The organism is Clostridium intestinale DSM 6191 (assembly GCF_900130055.1).
GTDB lineage: Bacteria > Bacillota > Clostridia > Clostridiales > Clostridiaceae > Clostridium_T > Clostridium_T intestinale.
This window is the reverse complement of the sequence record NZ_FQXU01000005.1, coordinates 374,519-392,113: the sequence shown is the minus strand read 5'-3', so window position 1 is coordinate 392,113 and position 17,595 is coordinate 374,519. Positions and strand designations below refer to the sequence as shown.

The 17,595-nt window shown below is 30.4% G+C and carries 20 protein-coding genes; all 20 read right to left on the bottom strand.

Annotated elements, in window-relative coordinates:
* Positions 1-4 precede the first annotated feature (4 nt).
* The 20 genes from fliW to BUA92_RS08315 all read right to left on the bottom strand — a co-directional run bounded on the left by fliW (position 5) and on the right by BUA92_RS08315 (position 17,543).
* Positions 5-430 (bottom strand): flagellar assembly protein FliW, encoded by a 426-nt coding sequence (gene fliW / locus BUA92_RS08410; RefSeq protein ID WP_073018611.1) that lies wholly within the window; start codon positions 428-430, stop codon positions 5-7.
* 15 nt (positions 431-445) lie between these two features.
* Positions 446-1,441: a flagellar hook-associated protein FlgL gene (gene flgL / locus BUA92_RS08405; RefSeq protein ID WP_073018610.1), complete on the bottom strand. Its 996-nt coding sequence runs from the start codon at positions 1,439-1,441 to the stop codon at positions 446-448.
* 16 nt (positions 1,442-1,457) lie between these two features.
* Positions 1,458-3,275 carry a flagellar hook-associated protein FlgK gene (gene flgK / locus BUA92_RS08400; protein WP_073018609.1) on the bottom strand — a complete coding sequence of 606 codons (1,818 nt, stop codon included), beginning with the start codon at positions 3,273-3,275 and terminating at the stop codon, positions 1,458-1,460.
* Between the two features lie 9 nt (positions 3,276-3,284).
* Positions 3,285-3,695: a flagellar protein FlgN gene (locus BUA92_RS08395; RefSeq protein ID WP_073018608.1), complete on the bottom strand. Its 411-nt coding sequence runs from the start codon at positions 3,693-3,695 to the stop codon at positions 3,285-3,287.
* Positions 3,695-3,967 carry a flagellar biosynthesis anti-sigma factor FlgM gene (locus tag BUA92_RS08390; protein ID WP_073018607.1) on the bottom strand — a complete coding sequence of 91 codons (273 nt, stop codon included), beginning with the start codon at positions 3,965-3,967 and terminating at the stop codon, positions 3,695-3,697. The genes BUA92_RS08395 and BUA92_RS08390 overlap by 1 nt, the downstream gene beginning before the upstream one ends.
* 186 nt (positions 3,968-4,153) lie before the next feature.
* The gene (gene fliY, locus BUA92_RS08385; protein WP_073018606.1) at positions 4,154-5,278 is read right to left on the bottom strand and encodes a flagellar motor switch phosphatase FliY; all 1,125 of its coding nucleotides are present in this window, start codon (positions 5,276-5,278) and stop codon (positions 4,154-4,156) included.
* Positions 5,271-6,269: a flagellar motor switch protein FliM gene (fliM, locus tag BUA92_RS08380; protein ID WP_073018605.1), complete on the bottom strand. Its 999-nt coding sequence runs from the start codon at positions 6,267-6,269 to the stop codon at positions 5,271-5,273. Before fliM ends, fliY begins: the two co-directional genes overlap by 8 nt.
* Positions 6,270-6,286: 17 nt before the next feature.
* Positions 6,287-6,688, bottom strand: coding sequence for a chemotaxis protein CheW (locus BUA92_RS08375; protein ID WP_073018604.1), 402 nt, complete (start codon positions 6,686-6,688; stop codon positions 6,287-6,289).
* 19 nt (positions 6,689-6,707) lie between these two features.
* Positions 6,708-7,067: a response regulator gene (locus BUA92_RS08370; RefSeq protein WP_073018602.1), complete on the bottom strand. Its 360-nt coding sequence runs from the start codon at positions 7,065-7,067 to the stop codon at positions 6,708-6,710.
* Between the two features lie 17 nt (positions 7,068-7,084).
* Entirely contained in the window at positions 7,085-7,687 is a 603-nt protein-coding gene (locus BUA92_RS08365) for a chemotaxis protein CheC (protein ID WP_073018599.1), read from the bottom strand.
* A 21-nt stretch (positions 7,688-7,708) separates the two neighbouring features.
* On the bottom strand, positions 7,709-9,757 hold the full coding sequence (locus tag BUA92_RS08360) for a chemotaxis protein CheA (RefSeq protein ID WP_073018597.1): 2,049 nt from the start codon (positions 9,755-9,757) through the stop codon (positions 7,709-7,711).
* A 10-nt stretch (positions 9,758-9,767) separates the two neighbouring features.
* Positions 9,768-10,532, bottom strand: a complete 765-nt coding sequence (locus BUA92_RS08355) for a CheR family methyltransferase (RefSeq protein WP_073018595.1) — start codon at positions 10,530-10,532, stop codon at positions 9,768-9,770.
* Positions 10,533-10,540: 8 nt separating this feature from the next.
* Entirely contained in the window at positions 10,541-11,581 is a 1,041-nt protein-coding gene (locus BUA92_RS08350; RefSeq protein ID WP_073018593.1) for a protein-glutamate methylesterase/protein-glutamine glutaminase, read from the bottom strand.
* A gap of 14 nt (positions 11,582-11,595) precedes the next feature.
* The gene (locus tag BUA92_RS08345) at positions 11,596-12,084 is read right to left on the bottom strand and encodes a chemoreceptor glutamine deamidase CheD (RefSeq protein ID WP_021800883.1); all 489 of its coding nucleotides are present in this window, start codon (positions 12,082-12,084) and stop codon (positions 11,596-11,598) included.
* 10 nt (positions 12,085-12,094) lie between these two features.
* Positions 12,095-12,550: a chemotaxis protein CheW gene (locus tag BUA92_RS08340; RefSeq protein WP_021800882.1), complete on the bottom strand. Its 456-nt coding sequence runs from the start codon at positions 12,548-12,550 to the stop codon at positions 12,095-12,097.
* Positions 12,551-12,561: 11 nt separating this feature from the next.
* Positions 12,562-14,469: a FapA family protein gene (locus BUA92_RS08335; RefSeq protein WP_073018591.1), complete on the bottom strand. Its 1,908-nt coding sequence runs from the start codon at positions 14,467-14,469 to the stop codon at positions 12,562-12,564.
* Between the two features lie 46 nt (positions 14,470-14,515).
* Positions 14,516-15,334 (bottom strand): aminotransferase class IV, encoded by an 819-nt coding sequence (locus tag BUA92_RS08330; protein ID WP_073018589.1) that lies wholly within the window; start codon positions 15,332-15,334, stop codon positions 14,516-14,518.
* A 105-nt stretch (positions 15,335-15,439) separates the two neighbouring features.
* Positions 15,440-15,832, bottom strand: a complete 393-nt coding sequence (locus tag BUA92_RS08325; protein WP_021800879.1) for a DUF1292 domain-containing protein — start codon at positions 15,830-15,832, stop codon at positions 15,440-15,442.
* A 137-nt stretch (positions 15,833-15,969) separates the two neighbouring features.
* On the bottom strand, positions 15,970-16,836 hold the full coding sequence (locus tag BUA92_RS08320; RefSeq protein WP_073018586.1) for a tRNA 2-thiocytidine biosynthesis TtcA family protein: 867 nt from the start codon (positions 16,834-16,836) through the stop codon (positions 15,970-15,972).
* Between the two features lie 188 nt (positions 16,837-17,024).
* Complete coding sequence (locus BUA92_RS08315; RefSeq protein WP_139259321.1) at positions 17,025-17,543, bottom strand: QueT transporter family protein; 519 nt, start codon at positions 17,541-17,543, stop codon at positions 17,025-17,027.
* Positions 17,544-17,595 lie beyond the last annotated feature (52 nt).

Below are 17,595 nucleotides of genomic sequence, written 5' to 3'. Positions count from 1 at the left end.
TAAATCACCTCTCAATCAAAGGATGCTTTATTTTATATTCTTCCTTATCTATTATTATCTGCTCACCTAGTTTTTTATCCATATTTATAACTATAGGAGCTTTTAAGTTCACTGTGATTTTATGTACATCTGAATTTAAAGTAACTGTATTATATAACATAACGTCTTTTGGTGATGATATACTTAACTTTTCGATTAAATCATCCTTAAGTTCTATTTCGTAGTTATTTTTAACCTCAAAAGGTGAAATTATAACTATCCCTACAGCTTCATCTTCTATTGATTGAAGAATCTTAAATACAGGGTTTTCTTTTATATCAGCTATTATAAACTTCTTTAAGTTTTCTAAACCCATTATGCCTTTTTTGAAGGTTATTACTTCTTCTTCATTATAAGTGAAAGTTCCATGCTGTTTTGTTTTTAATTCCATTTTATCTTCCTCCTATTATTTTAGGAAATCAATTAAAGAAGGTTGTATTACTTTAGATGAAGTTTGTAGTGATGCCATATATACTGTCTGCATCATTGAATATTGCATAAGCTTTTCTGTTATATCTATATCCTCTGTCTTTGATAAAAGCTCAGTCATATTAAAATTTTCATCTTCATTTTTGCTCTTAGCAGACTCCATTCTATTTTGTTTAGCTCCAACTTCGGCAATTATCTTTGTTAAATTACCCATAGTAGCTGTTAAATCCTCTAAATTTTCTCCTGTTATTTTACTAGATTCTGTAGTATCTTTCGATTCTAAATTTTTAGTTATATTGCTTAAAAGCTCCATAACATTTATGTTTTTACCTTTATCACTTCTAAACATTAATACATCTGATGCTGAAACATTATACTCCATATTAACGCCTTGAGATATTTCTGTAGACATTTTTCCTTTTATCATATCTATTTGAGCTTCTATATTACTATTCCCACTGTTTAAAGGAAGAAGTTCTCCATCTTTTCCTGAAAAATTCAATACATTATTCCCTGTAGTAGGATCTTCTGTAACAGCTACTGGCTTAGAAGTTGTTTTGTTTCCTCCAAATAAATATCTTCCATCAAAATTAGTGTTAAGTATCTGAGATATCTCACTAACCTTTTCATTTATTTCATCTTTTATAGCTTTTTTTTCATCAGAACCATAAGCAGCATTTCCTGCTGATATCATAAGTTCTCTAACTCTTTGAAGAGAATCATTTACCTGTCCTAAAGCTGTATCAGTAGAATCAAGCCAGTTTAAAGTATCCTTTATATTTTCGTTATATTGCTTATTTGAAGCAATATCTGTATATAACTGCATTGATCTAGCAACCTTAAAAGGATTGTCTGATGGTTTACTTATTTCTTTCCCAGTTGTTAGTTGAGTTTGAACCTTTGACATATTATATAAATTAGTACGCATATCTCTTAAATAATTGTTAGATAACATTCTATTAGTAACTCTCATTTAGTATTCTCACCTCTTATCTTTTTAATCCATTAATAACTACATCTAGAAGTTCATCTACAGTAGATATTATTTTTGCATTAGCATTATAGGAATGTTGAAATTGAATTAAGTTTGCAAACTCTTCATCTAGTGAGACTCCTGATACAGAATCTCTACTTTGCTCTAAAGAAGATAATAAACTATCTTGGTTCGTTACCATTCTTTCTGCTTCTTGAGATTGCACTCCAAGTTTATCTATCATATCTTTAAAGAAAGCATCTAACTTCATACCTGAAGTATCACTTGATATTTTCATACCATTGTTAGTTAGAGTTGCTCCACCTTTAGCTGGGTTAAACATATCTTCTCTTGAGTTAATGTTTTCTCCGAAGTCTTGCACTCTAAGTAAAGTATTTTGTAACTGTGCAATTGCTAAAGCTCTGTCCCCATTACCTTCTCCATCTACAGTATTATCACCAGCATATGCATATGAGTTATCATTAAGCTTGGCTTTTATTTTCATAACGTCTTTTAAGAGTTCTGCATTTATAGTTATATTTCCTGCGTTTATTTCCTGTTCTGCTTCTAGAGTAACATCTAAGTTATTAAGTTCTCCATTAGCTTTATATTTAACAACATCTTTATTAACAAAAAATGGTGAGTAGTCTTTATCAGGATATCCACCATTATTACTGCTCTTTGGAAGTCCTGAATGTATAGCATTTACCGAAAGTGCTATAGACTTTGCAACTTTGTTAAGTTGATCTATGTACTCATTAATATCTTTTTGTACAGACATTATTCCTGAAAGTTCACCTGAGGTTGGTTTAAATTCCATAAGCTCACCGGCTTGTATAACTTCTCTTGAGTTTGTTGGATAACCGTCTCCTTTAACTGGAACTCCTTCTGAGTTACTCCATAAAACTCTGTTTGCTTTGAGTTCATTCAACTTGTCCTCAGTTAGTCCAGTAACTTTAAGTGTTCCTTTGTTTAACTCTGATGAAGTGTCTCCAAGTTTATAATAAGTTATCACATAAGTTTGTCCAGTTACATCTGTCCCATCTTTTTGTATGTCACTTATATAAGAAAATCTAGAAACATCTGAGTTTTGATCAGCTGAAACTAGTTGTCCATACTTCATATCGCCTTTATCTACTGGTTTAACATCTACGCCTTCAAATTGTTTTCTATCTACTGTTATATTAAACTTACTGCTTAACTGATCTAAAAGTAAGTCTCTTTTATCCATTAAATCATTAGGTGTGTTACCTGATACTTCAACGCTCATTATTTCTTTATTTAGTTGATCTAGCTGATTCAGTATACTATTTACATCTGTAACACTGTTTTTTATTAAATTTTGAGCATTAGTTTGAAGATCTGTAAGTTTTGTGTAGGTATGATTTAATGCATCTGTAAGTGCTTGTGTTTGTTGAGCCACAACTGTTCTTGCATTTGAACTTTGTGGTTGTTTAGATAGCTCCTGCCAAGAAGAAAAGAACTTTGTCATTAAAGTAGATATTCCTGTATCTGAAGGTTCATTAAATATACTTTCTACTTCTTTTAAAAAACTATTTTTTACACCATATTTTCCTAATGTGCTATTTTCATTTCTTACTTGGTAGTCTAAAAAGCTGTCTCTAATTCTTTGTATGGCAGAAACCTGAGCCCCTGTTCCCATTTGACCTGCCGTTATAGTAGTTGCTGGTCTTGTTGTTTCTACTTTAGCTACTTGTCTTGAATATCCAACTGTACCGGAGTTTGATATATTATGAGATGTTACATCTATTGTTTTTTGGGCTACAGTCATCCCTCTTTTAGCTATATTAAATGTTGAGAATAATCCTGACATAATTACCTCCTACCTATTTATCTTCCCATAAGAGTTATAGGTATCCATATCTCTTCTTGGATTAATAAGGTTTAATAATTTATTAGTAAATACTAAACTTTGCTTAATTAATAAATCGTTTGTTTCCTTCTGTAACTTTAGTATTTCTAACAATTTCTTTATTTCTCTATATAAATTTTCTAATTCTTCATCTCCAGAATCCCATATAAACTTTTGAAAATCTACATTTCCTACTGCTCTTCTTCTTTTAACTTCCCACTCGGCAACTTCTTTATTGGAGCCCTGAATTTCTTCTACTACAGCCTCCATTTTAAATATATCTTTCTTAAGTATATACTCATGTTGCCTCTCTAAGCTATGCAAAAGTTTTTCTAGACTTTCCTTTTCTTTACTTAATATATCTTTTAAGTTTTCAACCATTAAAAGTCTTTACCTTTCATAACATTATACATAGCTCTAGAAATAGCCTTTGCAGTAGGTTTATAAGTACCATTAGCTAATTGTTTTTTTATCTCTTCTATTCTCTTAGTGTTGTCCTTTAGTTCTTCTATACCATAGCTTTGAAGTGTTTTAGCTGCTTCTGATATCTCTACTTTATCTTTAACACCCTCTATTTGTTTGTTTTCTATTTTTTTTCTACTTACATTATGATAAGCATTAATATTAGTTTGAGATACACCCTTAATATTCATAACAAAACCTCCAAGCTCTTAATAATTATTCTATTTATATTATCGGACTTAATATAAATTTATTTAGAAAAAAACTTTATAATGCAAAAATTACCTAGTGAGTTGCATTATTTCCTTATTAGAAAACTAAAAGTTAAAAACTCCTATTATTATCTGAATTATTTCAGTAATAAAAAGGAGTTTCCCCTATTTTAGTGATTTTATTCTCTCTTGACCCGATACTATACTGGTTATTCTTACACCAAAATTTTCATCCACTACCACAACTTCACCATAAGCTATTTTCTTACCGTTAACTAAAATTTCAACTGGTTCTTCTGCAAGTTTATCTAACTCGATTAAAGATCCATTTGAAAGACTTAATATATCCTTTATACTTTTCTTTGTTCTTCCAAGTACAACGGATATTTCTAACGGTACATCTAATATTAAATCAATATTCTTATGTGGTGCTCCTGTTGCTTCATTTCTTAAAGGCTCAAAATGTGCTTGATGAACTTCTACAGGTGGCATTTGTGGTGCAGGTTCTCTGTATGTAACTGGTTCTTCGTATGTATAATGTGGTTCCTCAACCTGTATGTTTTTAGGTGGAGTTTTTTCTAAAACTTCTTGTTTAACTTCCTGTGGTTTATCCTCTTCACCCATCATTATAGCTACTATTTTTTTAGCAGTTTGTATAGGTAAGATTTGCATTATACTTGAATCTACTAAATCTCCTATAGTAAGTCTAAAAGAAACTTTAACTACAGATTCATCATCATTCATCCCTTCTGAAAGTTTATCTTGTGGATTTTCCCAAGTTTTAGATGTTGGTGGTGATATATTAACTTCTCTAGCAAACATAGTTGCCATAGATGTTGCAGCTGAACCTATCATTTGATTCATAGCTTCTTGAACAGCTGATATCTCTATTTCTGATAAAACTTCCTGAGTAACTGTTCCATCTCCACCCATCATAAGATTAGCTATAACAGATGCATCAGAAGTTTTCATAATAAGTATGTTTCTTCCTACTATACCTGATGTATACTCTACTTCTAATATTATGTTAGGAGTTTCAAAACCATTTTTAATTTCATTTACTGTATTTATAGTTACTACAGGAGTAGTAATATTTACTTGTTGATTTATTATTTGTGATAGAGCTGTTGAGGCTGATCCCATTGAAATATTTCCTATTTCCCCCAACAAGTCTTTTTCTATATCTTTTATGATCTCTTCATCATTACTTCCTAGATCAGGTGAAGGATCGCCGCCACTTCCATTTAATAGCGAATCTATTTCTTCTTGAGAAAGAAACCCATTACTCATCGTCTTCCACATCCTTATCTAAAATATCTAGAATAGATACACCTATATTTTTTCCTACTATACCAGGCTTTGCATAATAACTTGCTTCATTTTCTACAAACACTTTGACAGGTTCAGTAAATCTATTGTCTAGTTTTATAATATCGCCTTTAACTAACCTTAAAAAATCATCTATATTTAAATGGGTTTTTCCAAGTTCAGCTGACACTTCAACATCCACAATATTTAATCTTTCTTTTATCTTTTCTTGTGTATCATCTGAATCTTCTTCTGATTCATTTTTAAACCAATATTGTACTACTAGTTTATCAGAGATTTTCTCTAAACTCATATATGGTATACACAAATTAATAAAAGAACTATTTTTGCCAAGTTCTACTGAAAAAGAGATTAATGCCACCGGTTCAGCAGGTGCCAAAGTTTGATTTAAGGCTGGATTAGTTTCTAGTCCCTCCACTTTAGGTTCAACTTCTAATATATCTTCCCAAGCAAGTTTTAAGTTAGAAATTAATCCAGTATTAACTTGTTTTATTATGTTTTTATCTATATCCGAAAACTCTTTAGTTGAATAATATTTTCTCTCACCATTACCACCTAAAAGTATATCAATAACTTGATAAACAAACTGTGGATTGGTTTCAAATAAAATGTTTCCGCTTAGTGGTGGCAAAGTGAAGATAGTTAGCAATGTAGGATTAGATATCGAATGTATAAATTCTTCATAGGGCACTTGTTCTACAGTTTCTAAAGTGACTTTAACGTTTCTTCTTAACTGAGCACCTAGATAGTTTGCAATTATTCTAGAATAGTTTTCATGAATAAGTTCTAGAGTTCTAATGTGCTCTTTAGAAAACTTCTGAGGGCTTTTAAAGTCATAAAGTTTAACTTTTTGTTTCTCTTCATCCCTTTGTAGCTCCTCAGGTTCAAGTTCCCCTGTAGAAAGTGCAGATAACAAGGCATCTATTTCACTTTGAGATAAAACCTCTGCCATGCTTTTCCCTCACTTTATTATGGATTCAATAATTTATTTATATCAATTATTGTTACTATTTTATCCTCTAGATTTAATATTCCTTTTATATACCCTTGACCTTTTGAAGAGTCTAGCTTTTGCATAGTAGTCTCTTCAAGTTCAATAACTTCTTGAACAAAATCAACAGTTATTCCTATTTGTTCGCTTTCAATGTCTAATATGATCACATTAGACTGTTCACTTGTTAAATGATTATTTTCAAGAAGTAAATTTAAATCTAATAAAGATATTATGTTACCTCTTAAGTTTATTAATCCTTTTATGTATGATGGAGCATTAGGAATTTTAGTTATCTCCATCATTTCACTTATATTTTGAACATTTAGTGTTTCAACACCAAAAAACTCTTCACCTAATTTGAAGACAACAATTTGCATAGGTATCCCCTCCTAAAAGCTAACCAATAGCCTTTTTAATCGCTTCTAGCACTCTCTCTGCTTGGAAAGGCTTAACTATAAAATCTTTTGCTCCAGCTCTTATAGCATCCATAACCATGCTTTGTTGACCCATTGCTGAACACATGATAACTTTAGCTGCAGGATCGAAAGCCTTTATTTGTTTTACAGCTTCTATTCCATCCATATCTGGCATAGTTATATCCATTGTAACAACATCTGGACTTTCTTTCTTATAAAGTTCAACAGCTTTTAATCCATTGTTAGCTTCTCCAACAACTTCAAAACCGTTCTTTTCTAAAATATCCTTAATCATCATTCTCATAAAAGCAGCATCATCAACTATTAATACTTTTGACATTTACATTACCTCCGTAATTAGATTACACCTATTGCACCTAATATTTTTTCTAATGAACCAGGCATTGGTAAGAAGTAAAAATACCCTCCAGCCTCATTGTTTTTTCCTGTTAAAAATTTTGTTTCTATTTCTAGTATGTTTTCACTATATTGTGCAGCCTCAATCAATGTAGATGATAGAATCGCACTTAGCATATCATGAGCCATTGCTGGTACAGATGCCATAATTGATAGATTTGTAAATTTACTTATGGCATTCATGTAAGCTCCTGATATTATATTCCCAACTTCACAAAGAGCGGAAATTCCCATTTCTGATAATAACAAATCTTCTGAACCAAGTAAAGCTTCAACAATTTCTTTTGCAGATTCTTTTTCAAAAATAAACAGAATATTTCCCGGGCAATCTCCTAAAACTCTTATTAGTATGCCCAATACTTCTTTTTCTTCTGTAATATTAGTAAAAATATCTTCAAAATTAATTATATTAACAAAAGGAACAGTCATATCTATTTTTTTATTCACTAATTGAGAAAGCGCAGTTGCAGCATTTCCAGCTCCTATGTTGGAAACTTCTCTAATTGCATCCAACTGTAAAGGGCTTAATTTACCATGTTCCATCTTATACCTCCTACCACTCTATTATAATAAAGCGGCTACATCAAGTATTAAAGTTACAAGTCCATCACCTAGGATAGTTGCTCCTATGTACTCTTCTAGTGATTCTAAACTCTTACCGAGTGGCTTAATTACAATTTCTTGTTGCCCTGCTAAAGAGTCTACTAGTAAGCCAACGGTTTTTCCTCCAACTTTTACTATAATAACAAATTTCTTACCTTCTTCTCTACTTTGAATATTAAGTTTTTCATTTACTCTTACAAGTTGAATAACTTGATCTCTGTAGATTATAACTTCTTTTCCATTAGTCTTTTTAATATTTTGTTCTTTATAATCAATAACTCTATCAATAAAGCCTAAAGATATGGCAAAAGTCTCTCCTCCTACCTTAACTAGAAGAGCTTGTATTATTTGTAAAGTTAGTGGAAGTTTAATTATGAAAGCTGAACCTTTACCAACTTCAGAAACTACTTCAACAGTTCCTCCAAGTGCAGATATTTTTGTTTTAACAACATCCATACCTACTCCTCTTCCAGATATATCAGTAACTACTTCATTAGTTGAGAAACCTTGAGCAAATATAAGATTTCTAATATCTTCATCACTCATTCCATCGGTATTTATACCAACTTTTTCAGCTTTAGCTTTTACTTTAGCTACATTTATGCCAGCTCCATCATCTTCAACCTTTATAACAGCCTTTGTACCTTCTTGATAAGCTACAAGTTTAACTGTTCCTATAGGATTTTTACCACTTGCAATTCTTTCTTCCTTACTTTCAACTCCATGGTCAGCAGCATTTCTAAGTAGATGAATTAGAGGTTCTCCTATTTCATCTATTACTGTTCTATCTAACTCAGTTTCAGCACCTTCTATTACGAAGTTTATTTCTTTGTCAAGTTCTACTGAAACATCCCTTATCATTCTTGGGAATCTATTAAATACAACATCTAATGGTAACATTCTTATCTTCATTACTAAGTCTTGAAGATCTGTTGTAGTTCTTGCTACTTGTTCTAAAGTTTCATTAAGTTCTTGTGACTTGTATTTTAAACTTATTTGTTCAAGTCTAGTTCTATTAATTACAAGTTCAGAAACCATGTTCATAAGTTTATCTATACGATCTAAGTCAACTCTCACTGACTGATGAGTTTTCTTGTTATCTTTAGCATTGTTTTTAGTAGTTTCAACTTGTTTTCTTTCAACTTGTTTAACTTCCTGAGTAGCTTTTGCTATCTCTTTAACTGGTACGTCTAACTTTGTATAAGCTGCTTCAACACTACTAACTTCAGAAGTTTGTTCTATTTTACTCTCATCCATATTTACATAGTTAGCTTTTACACTCACAATTTCAGAAATTCCCATAACTAAGTCATAAACTTCTTCTTTAGTTGAATGAGTTAGTAATATAAACTTTAATACAAAGTCAAAGTTTTCTGACTCTATATCTTCTGTACTTGGGAAAGATTTAATAATCTCACCATGTTCCTCTAAGTCTTTAACAACTAAAAACGCTCTTGCAGACTTTAACAGAGTTGACTCACTTAAAGTTATAACTAAACTAATAGCATTAAAGTTCTTTTCCTTAGCTTGCTTAATTACTGATAAGTCATACTGATTTAGTTCTAACTCTTCTTTAAACACTTCAACAGTTTCTTCTACTACTTCCTCTACTACATCTTCTACTACTTCTTGTTTAGTTCCTATAGACTCTAAATCTTGTATTATAGAACTAATATCTATCTGCTCATCTACACCATCTTGGATGTTGTTTATCATCTTTTCAAGTGTATCTAGACAAGCAAAAAGAACTGTTACTACGTTCTGAGTTACTTTTAACTCTCCCTCTCTAAACTTAGAAAGTACATCTTCCATTTTATGAGTTAACTCTGCTACATTGGTAAATCCCATAGTAGCTGCCATTCCTTTTATGGTATGAGCAACTCTAAATATTTCATTTAATTTATCCATATCTCCTGGATTTTGTTCAAGCTCTAGTAAAGATTCATTTAACATTTGTAAATTGTCAAAGGATTCTTCTAAAAACATTGATAAATATTGCGATGTATCCATGTTATCCTCCTTATAGTTTTCTATATATAAAAGTAGACGCTTTTTCAAAACCATATTTTTTATAATCGTAAATAGTTTCTGTAGCTCCTACAAAAAGTAGTCCTCCCTTTTTAAGAGACTCTGCAAACTTGCTATAAATAGCTTCTTTAGTATCATTATTAAAATAAATGACAACATTTCTGCAAACAATTAAGTCAAAGTTTTTCTCATAAGTCCCAAGTATTAAATCATGTTTTTTAAAAGTTACTTTCTTTTTTATAGAATCATCTATATAGTATTTATCGTTAACTTTCTTAAAATATTTATTTAAATCTGTAGGACTTACATTTTTCATTTCATTATCAGTGTATTCACCCTTATTAGCTTTACCTAAAATAGTAGTATCTATGTCTGTTGCTAAAAGAGTTAAATTCCCTTTATAATTTATATTTTCTGCAATCATTGCAAGAGAATAAGGTTCACATCCTATAGAGCAAGCTGCACTCCATATTTTTAAGGATGTGCTTTTAGCAAAGTCTTTTTTAAGTATATCTTCTAGTTGTTTAAACATCTCAGGATTCCTAAAAAATTCTGTTACATTAATTGTAATAAAATCTAAAAATCTTTGTTTTTGATTAGGATCTTTAGATATTAATTCTTTATATTCCTCAAGATTTCTAACTCCAACTCTATTCATTAAACTTTCTATTCTTCTATGCAGCTGGTTAGGTTTATAAGCCGATAGGTTTATTCCTATATATCTATGAACCCACTTTTCAAATTCTAAGAAATCCATGGCGCCTCCTAATTTTTACCGACTATTTTTATTATACTGTCTTTTATTTGACTTAAAGGTAACACCATATCTACTTTTCCAGTATCGTAGGCTGCTTTTGGCATTCCATATATGGTACAAGTACTTTCATGTTCTGATATAGTTATTCCACCTGCATCTTTTACTGCAACAGTACCTTTTGAACCATCCCTGCCCATTCCAGTTAAAATAACAGAGACAACATTTCCTCCATACACTTTAACCGCTGAAAACAATAAGTTATCTACTGCCGGTCTTACTCCCCATACAGTAGGCTCTTCATTTAAATGGATTCTCTTATCTACACCAACTTCCATGTGATATCCTGCTTTTGCTATATATATCTTATTTTTCTCAACTATCATGCCATCTTCAGCTTCTATTACCTGCATATTAGAATTTTCATTTAATCTATCTGCAAAGGCTTTAGTAAATCCTTTAGGCATGTGTTGAACTACAAAAACCGGAACATTTAAATCTTTTGGAAGTAGGGGAAGAACACTATATAAAGCCCTAGGGCCTCCTGTTGAAGCTCCTATTAAAAGCGCCTCCACTCTTTTTTTAGAACTTGTTACTCTTTCTATATGTACTGGTTCAACTTTATGTTTTATAGTACTTATCTTCTTGTTTACAGACTTTGTACTTCTTATCTTTTGTATTAAATCTTCTCCAACTTTAGTAATATCTAAAGATATAGATCCTGATGGTTTTGCTACAAAATCATAAGCTCCCAGTCTTAAACAATCCATGGTCAATCTTGAACCATTAACTGTTAAGCTACTTAACATTATCACCGGTGTAGATACTTTTCTGCCTTTTAATTCTCTAAGAGTTGTTACTCCATCCATCTTAGGCATTTCTACATCTAAGGTAATAACATCAGGTGTGAATTTATGTAATTTTTCTAATAAGTCTTCTCCATTTCTGGCAGTAGTAATAACTTCTAAATCATCCTGCTCATTAATAATATCTGATATTATTTTTCTCATAAGAGCTGAATCATCAACTACTAAAACTTTAATTTTATGCAATTCAACCAACTCCATTATATTTCTTTAGTTTCTTGTCCTATGGTTCTCACTATGACCACTCCATTTTGAGGATCTACAATCATAGTTCTTCCTTTATTTCCGCCTACATCTGAAGCTATTATTGGAATTTTAAGTTCCCCTAATGATTTTATTACAGCTTCAGCATTTCTTTTTCCTATATCATTTATCATAGTTTTATCTGAAAAGTTAAACATGGAAGCTCCTCCGACAATTTTTGCCTTCATGTGTCTTATAGAGCAACCTTCTTTTTGCATCTTGTCCATAAGTATTGGGATTGCTAAATCTGCAAACTTATATGGATTAGTTACATTTTTAAAACTTTTACTATCAGGAAGCATTATGTGCGCGAGTCCAGCTATTTTTTTTATATTGTCATATAGAGCAATACCTATACAAGAGCCTAATCCTATAGTCATAATTTTTCCTGGTGGATTAACAATATTTAAATCTGCAATTCCAACCTTTATCTCATTGCTCTGCATTTTACGCCTCCTAAAAAATTATCTGATTTTCCTCTTCAGTTAAAACTTTAGAAAGATTTAATAGAATAACAATCTTATTATCTTCTAATTTTATTAATCCTTCTATATATCTTCCAGAAATAGCTGATGTAATTGCTTTAGACATTTCAATGGACGATGTATTAATATCCTTAACTTCATATACATTATCAACTAATATTCCAAATTTATTTGTTTGTTCCTTTGTTACTACTATCTTAGAATCCTGATCATTACTAGACTGAGGATTTAAAGAGAATTTCTTTTTCAAATTAATTATTGGAAGAATACCAGTTTCGTAATTTATAACCCCTTCCATAAAATGAGGAACATCTGGTATCAAGGTTGGTTTTTCGAAACCTAATATTCTTTCAACATCCATTATGTTAATTCCATAAAACTCGTTATTTAAACTAAAAATTAAAACTTTCATCTCAGTAGATGACATAGCAATTCCTCCTATAATACAAACTTATCAATATTAACATCTCCATATTGATCTAAATATCCGTGTACATTTTTACACGGCGCATCAATAACATACTCTCTTTTTCCAAATATAAATTTTGTTCCCATGTATACAACATCAGCATATATATGTCCAGTTTTGCTGGTTATTAATGTTGTTTTTCCTCCGCCTTCTGAACCAACTATCTTGCATTTTATTTCATTCTGCGCTTTTAATGACCCTCCCCTTATAACAGAATTGTTATTTTTAAAATATATACTGCCTTGAGCGGATATATTAGATAGATAAGCGCCTTTCCCTGTAAATATTATATCCCCAGAAGATTCTATATTAGAATCTTGAGTGTAGTTTATATATAAGTTTACAGGAAGCTTTAGTTCTGAACTTAAGCTTTTAATTCTATTATCTAATAACTCTATAATTTCATATAATTCATTATAACTTTTTATTTCGCTAACGCCTAGAGAAAAAAGTTTAGTTTTCAGTAGTTGTTTTATTTTTTCATTTTCTTCTCCATTTATGCTTTGGTTTACTAATAGTATTCTTCCCTTACTAGATAATGTTTTAAATTTACTTTCTAGAAGTGTAAGTATTATTTCACCATCTCTAACGCTTCCAACATTTAAATTTCTTTCTTTTATTTGGGTTATAACATCTATTAATTCAGATAAATCCTCTCTTATTCCCTTATATAAGTACACTTCATTCATTGCTAGAGTGTTATCTCCTCCTGCAATGACTCGTCCTCTTATTACAGTTCCTTTTAAGGTCATCTCTCCCTTTGAAGTTAAAAAGGCTCCTTCAACATTTTTTTCAACTATTAATGTATTTCCTGCACTAACAGTCATTCCATCTTTTATGTTCCCCCTTACATGAACATCTCCAATAAAATGTATATTGCCACTTTTCACATCTACATCAACATCTTGATTAAAAACTTTATAAACGTAAAAGACTCCACCTTTAACGCAAGGTCTTCCATCAGTAGATGAATATACTTTATTATCTTTAATGTAGCAGCCTTCTCCAGCTTTTAAGTTAATTTTATTAAATGTTTTTCTTTTTTTTGCTTTCCCAAAGATATCAATGCCATCTTTTCCTTCTGATCCCTGTATTATCTCTCCTAAGGGCTGATTAGCTTCAATATTTGCTATATCATAAAAATTTCTATAATCTACTTTATCTAAATCTCCATGCTCTTTTGACTTAGTCTCTTCAGCAAAAAATATATTAATCCTATCTCCCACATCATCAATAGGCTTTAATCCTTCTGCTACTGTTATTCCTTCTACTATTTCTTTCTTTGTAAGTTCTTCTATTACATCCTCTTTTATACCAAAGTTTATTCCATTACTTTTTAAAGCGTCTTTTATTTCTTCTTTAGTAAATTTAGGTGGGTAATTTTTTTCTTTTTCAACAATTTCAATATCTATGTTATAAGTTCTTTCACAATCTTTAATAGAGTAATTAATCTCTGGTTCATAAGTAATCCATAAATTAGCTTTCATATTATCATCTGAGGTTTCTATATTTAAATTTCTTTTAGCTTCTTTTTTTTCTATATGATAGTCTAAGTTGTTTTCTTCTAAAACTTTTATTTTATTAAAAACTCTTTCCTCATCTACAAAAAATTCTATGGTTTCTGGTATGTTTATTAGTGCTGGTTTTTTTTCATTTTTAGGATTCTCTATTAAAAACTTTCCGTCAATAATAGAAACATATCCCTTATCATCTATGATTTCCTTTGGTGTTACTTCAAGCTCTATACTCTTTTTAAACAAACCTTTTTTTTCATTAAGTATTCTATAACTTAATCGTTCTATAGGTAAATTTAATTCGTCGCAAGCTTCCTTTAAAGCATTTTCCAAAGTATCACTTTTTATTACAATTCTCTCCATAAACATACCCCTTTCAACAAGACAAGTATACCATAATTAGCTAAATTTATAAATTACTTTTATTTGTATTAACATAAGTATTTATCTTATCATCGTATGTTTTTATCAAAACCTTTATAATCTCATTAACATTTGAATTAAATATTCTATCATTAACCGAAGTAATTGGTAAAATTTTAGGAGATGTACCTGTTATAAATAGTCCATCTAATTTATCTAAGTCTTTATAATTAACTTTTTCTTCTTTAAAATCTATATTGTTTTCGAGGCATAGCTCTATGATTTCTCCTCTAGTAACTCCCGGAAGTACAGCTTCAAGAGGTGATGTTATAATAGTATTGTTTTTTACCATAAAGATGTTAGATCTGCTTCCTTCAGTTATATCTCCGTTTCTATCCACTAATATAGCTTCATAAGCATTGTTTTCTTTTATTTCTTTATTAACTAAATCCCTAAAGCTATCATTAACTATTTTTGCATTAGGATTTGTTCTTTCTCCAAAATACAATATAGTTTTAACGCCTCTTAAATATTGTTCTTCTGCAGGATAACTATGAGGTATAAAAAATATCTTAAGTTTGTTATCTTCTGTAACCTCTATTGTTATTTTTACATTTCCATCTTTAACTTTATTAGTTTTTGAAAGTTCTATTATAGAGTTTTTTATCTCCTCATCCTTATATGGATTTACCCTATCTATTATTTTAAATGAGTTATTCATTCTTTCTAAATGATTTTCTAAAAAAAGAGGAACTCCATCAATTATTCTTAAAACTTCATATATTATAGTTCCTTTTGGTTCTTCAAAATCTTTTGATAATTTCTTTAAATTATTTTCTATAAAATATTCATGTAAACAAGGCATGTGTATCAACTCCTAAATATTAGTTTTAGATATATTATAGCTCTTAATTGTTAAAATAAAAGGTGCACAATACAAATTATATGTATTATGCACCTAAAAAAAATCTTAAGCTAATTCATCTTGATAGAATTTTGATACTATCTCGAATTCATTTTCATCTTCTACAGGGATCAGAGATTCATCTGTATCTGCTTTCATTAAGAAAACTGAATCATCATTTGGATCTTGAATTAATGCATACACATTATTCTTTAAAGATTCCTCACTACCTGTATATTCAAAGCTATCTACAACATCAAATGATACTATATTTCCATTTTCATCTTCAAAATCAACTACTAGAGTTTCTCCTTCTTCATGATCATGGTCATGTCCGCATCCACATTCATGGTCGTGATCATGATGATGGTGTTCGTGGTCGTGTCCACATCCACAGCTTTCTTTTTCTTCACCTTCGCAGCCGCATTCACAGCCATTATTTAATTCTTTATCTGTCATATTAATTCCTCATCTTAACTAGCTATATACTAGCAAGTATGAGAAGTCACCTCCTTATATAAAAATGGTACTCTTTTCATTTTAACCGTAATATCTAAATATTAAAAGAAAAATTTTAAATTTTCTTAAATAATTATTTATTCCTCTTCAAAAGCATCTAGAAAACTATGTTTAACTCCACCTTTTTCCCATCCTAATATGGAATCCATAGCTACATTTTCTGCTGCTTTAAATATTGATTTATCAACATTTTCAAAATTCTTCTTTAAGTTTTCTATAAGTTCTTTTATTTCATATCTCTTATTACCTGTCTTTTTAGCTGCAACCATACATGCACAGTTAAGAGGCCATATTCCTGAACTTTGAGTAAAGCTTTGTATAGACTGTTCTTCTATGTAATACATGGGTCTAATAAGTTCAATTCCTTCGAAGTTTTTAGCCTTAAGTTTAGGTAACATAGTTTTAAAATTCCCTGCATATAAAACATTTAGCATAGTTGTTTCTATAACATCATTAAAATGATGACCTAAAGCAAGCTTATTGCAACCAAGTTCCTGTGCTTTTGAATATAAAGATCCTCTTCTCATCCTAGCGCACATATAACATGGATATTCTTGTGCTATTTTATCTACAACATCAAAAATTCCTGATTCATATATCTGTACAGGTATGTTTAGATGTTTACAGTTATCTATTAAAAGTTCTTTTATATTTTCATGGTACCCTGGGTCCATAGCTATAAACTCAAGTTCAAAATTAACTTGACCATGTTTCTTAAGCTCTTGAAAAAGCTTTGCCATAAGCATAGAATCCTTGCCTCCTGATATGGCTACTGCTATCTTATCTCCCTCTTCAACAAGCTTATAATCCTTTACTGCCTTTATAAACTTAGTCCAAATCTTTTTTCTATATTTCTTAATTAAACTTCTTTCTATTTCATCTAGTGGTTTTCTTTCATTAAAAGGTACTAATATTTCACAACCTTCTCCTGCTGTTTTACTCAAGTTTTTCACCTCTTTATTTTTATAACGGTTCTAATCTTTTGTTATTATAACACCATTTTTTTTATTTGTCCTGACTTTTTTAGTTGAGAACTGAAAGTTGAAATTTGAGAATTAAATGAGAACTGAAAATAGACAGTTAACATCTGAAATTTCTCATCTGTCAACTGTCCACTTTTATCTTAGAATTATTAACTTACTTTATAGTTACTTGTAATTCCCTTAAGTATTCCTGATTTTTTAAGATAAGAAAACAGAGGGACTCCTACTAAAGTTACAACTACAAACTCACCTAACCCGACTTGGAACATCGTTAATAGTAAAGGAAACTGAGCAACGTAATACAACATGTACCCTATCATAACACCATTAATGATAGTCGGCCACAAAGATGCAATAACTGTAGCTAAAGTTGGTTTTTTTATGAATCTCATTGTATAACTCATAAGTACTAAAGATATAAAGGTTGCTAAAGTTCCAACTACTATATCCATCATTCCATATGGTCCTAAAAGATTAGCTAAAAAACACCCTAAAGTTAACCCTCCTATATAAAATGGATCCAATAAAACTAGTAACACCATAATTTCCGATACTCTAAATTGTATAGGTCCATAACTAATTGGTGCTAAAAAATAAGTTAGTGCTGCATATAGTGCTGCTATAAGTGCTGAAAATACTATTCTTCTTGTTTTCATACTTTCCTCCAAAAAATTATTTTGAAAGCCTGGTAATTAATAAAAAAAACCGTAGAAATATAAT

What these genes read in the sequence shown, in the direction of transcription:
- fliW (WP_073018611.1), bottom strand. Translation starts at nt 430, where the DNA reads ATGGAATTAAAAACAAAACAGCATGGAACTTTCACTTATAATGAAGAA.
- flgL (WP_073018610.1), bottom strand. Translation starts at nt 1,441, where the DNA reads ATGAGAGTTACTAATAGAATGTTATCTAACAATTATTTAAGAGATATG.
- flgK (WP_073018609.1), bottom strand. Translation starts at nt 3,275, where the DNA reads ATGTCAGGATTATTCTCAACATTTAATATAGCTAAAAGAGGGATGACT.
- BUA92_RS08395 (WP_073018608.1), bottom strand. Translation starts at nt 3,695, where the DNA reads ATGGTTGAAAACTTAAAAGATATATTAAGTAAAGAAAAGGAAAGTCTA.
- BUA92_RS08390 (WP_073018607.1), bottom strand. Translation starts at nt 3,967, where the DNA reads ATGAATATTAAGGGTGTATCTCAAACTAATATTAATGCTTATCATAAT.
- fliY (WP_073018606.1), bottom strand. Translation starts at nt 5,278, where the DNA reads ATGAGTAATGGGTTTCTTTCTCAAGAAGAAATAGATTCGCTATTAAAT.
- fliM (WP_073018605.1), bottom strand. Translation starts at nt 6,269, where the DNA reads ATGGCAGAGGTTTTATCTCAAAGTGAAATAGATGCCTTGTTATCTGCA.
- BUA92_RS08375 (WP_073018604.1), bottom strand. Translation starts at nt 6,688, where the DNA reads ATGCAAATTGTTGTCTTCAAATTAGGTGAAGAGTTTTTTGGTGTTGAA.
- BUA92_RS08370 (WP_073018602.1), bottom strand. Translation starts at nt 7,067, where the DNA reads ATGTCAAAAGTATTAATAGTTGATGATGCTGCTTTTATGAGAATGATG.
- BUA92_RS08365 (WP_073018599.1), bottom strand. Translation starts at nt 7,687, where the DNA reads ATGGAACATGGTAAATTAAGCCCTTTACAGTTGGATGCAATTAGAGAA.
- BUA92_RS08360 (WP_073018597.1), bottom strand. Translation starts at nt 9,757, where the DNA reads ATGGATACATCGCAATATTTATCAATGTTTTTAGAAGAATCCTTTGAC.
- BUA92_RS08355 (WP_073018595.1), bottom strand. Translation starts at nt 10,532, where the DNA reads ATGGATTTCTTAGAATTTGAAAAGTGGGTTCATAGATATATAGGAATA.
- BUA92_RS08345 (WP_021800883.1), bottom strand. Translation starts at nt 12,084, where the DNA reads ATGCAGAGCAATGAGATAAAGGTTGGAATTGCAGATTTAAATATTGTT.
- BUA92_RS08340 (WP_021800882.1), bottom strand. Translation starts at nt 12,550, where the DNA reads ATGTCATCTACTGAGATGAAAGTTTTAATTTTTAGTTTAAATAACGAG.
- BUA92_RS08335 (WP_073018591.1), bottom strand. Translation starts at nt 14,469, where the DNA reads ATGGAGAGAATTGTAATAAAAAGTGATACTTTGGAAAATGCTTTAAAG.
- BUA92_RS08330 (WP_073018589.1), bottom strand. Translation starts at nt 15,334, where the DNA reads ATGCCTTGTTTACATGAATATTTTATAGAAAATAATTTAAAGAAATTA.
- BUA92_RS08325 (WP_021800879.1), bottom strand. Translation starts at nt 15,832, where the DNA reads ATGACAGATAAAGAATTAAATAATGGCTGTGAATGCGGCTGCGAAGGT.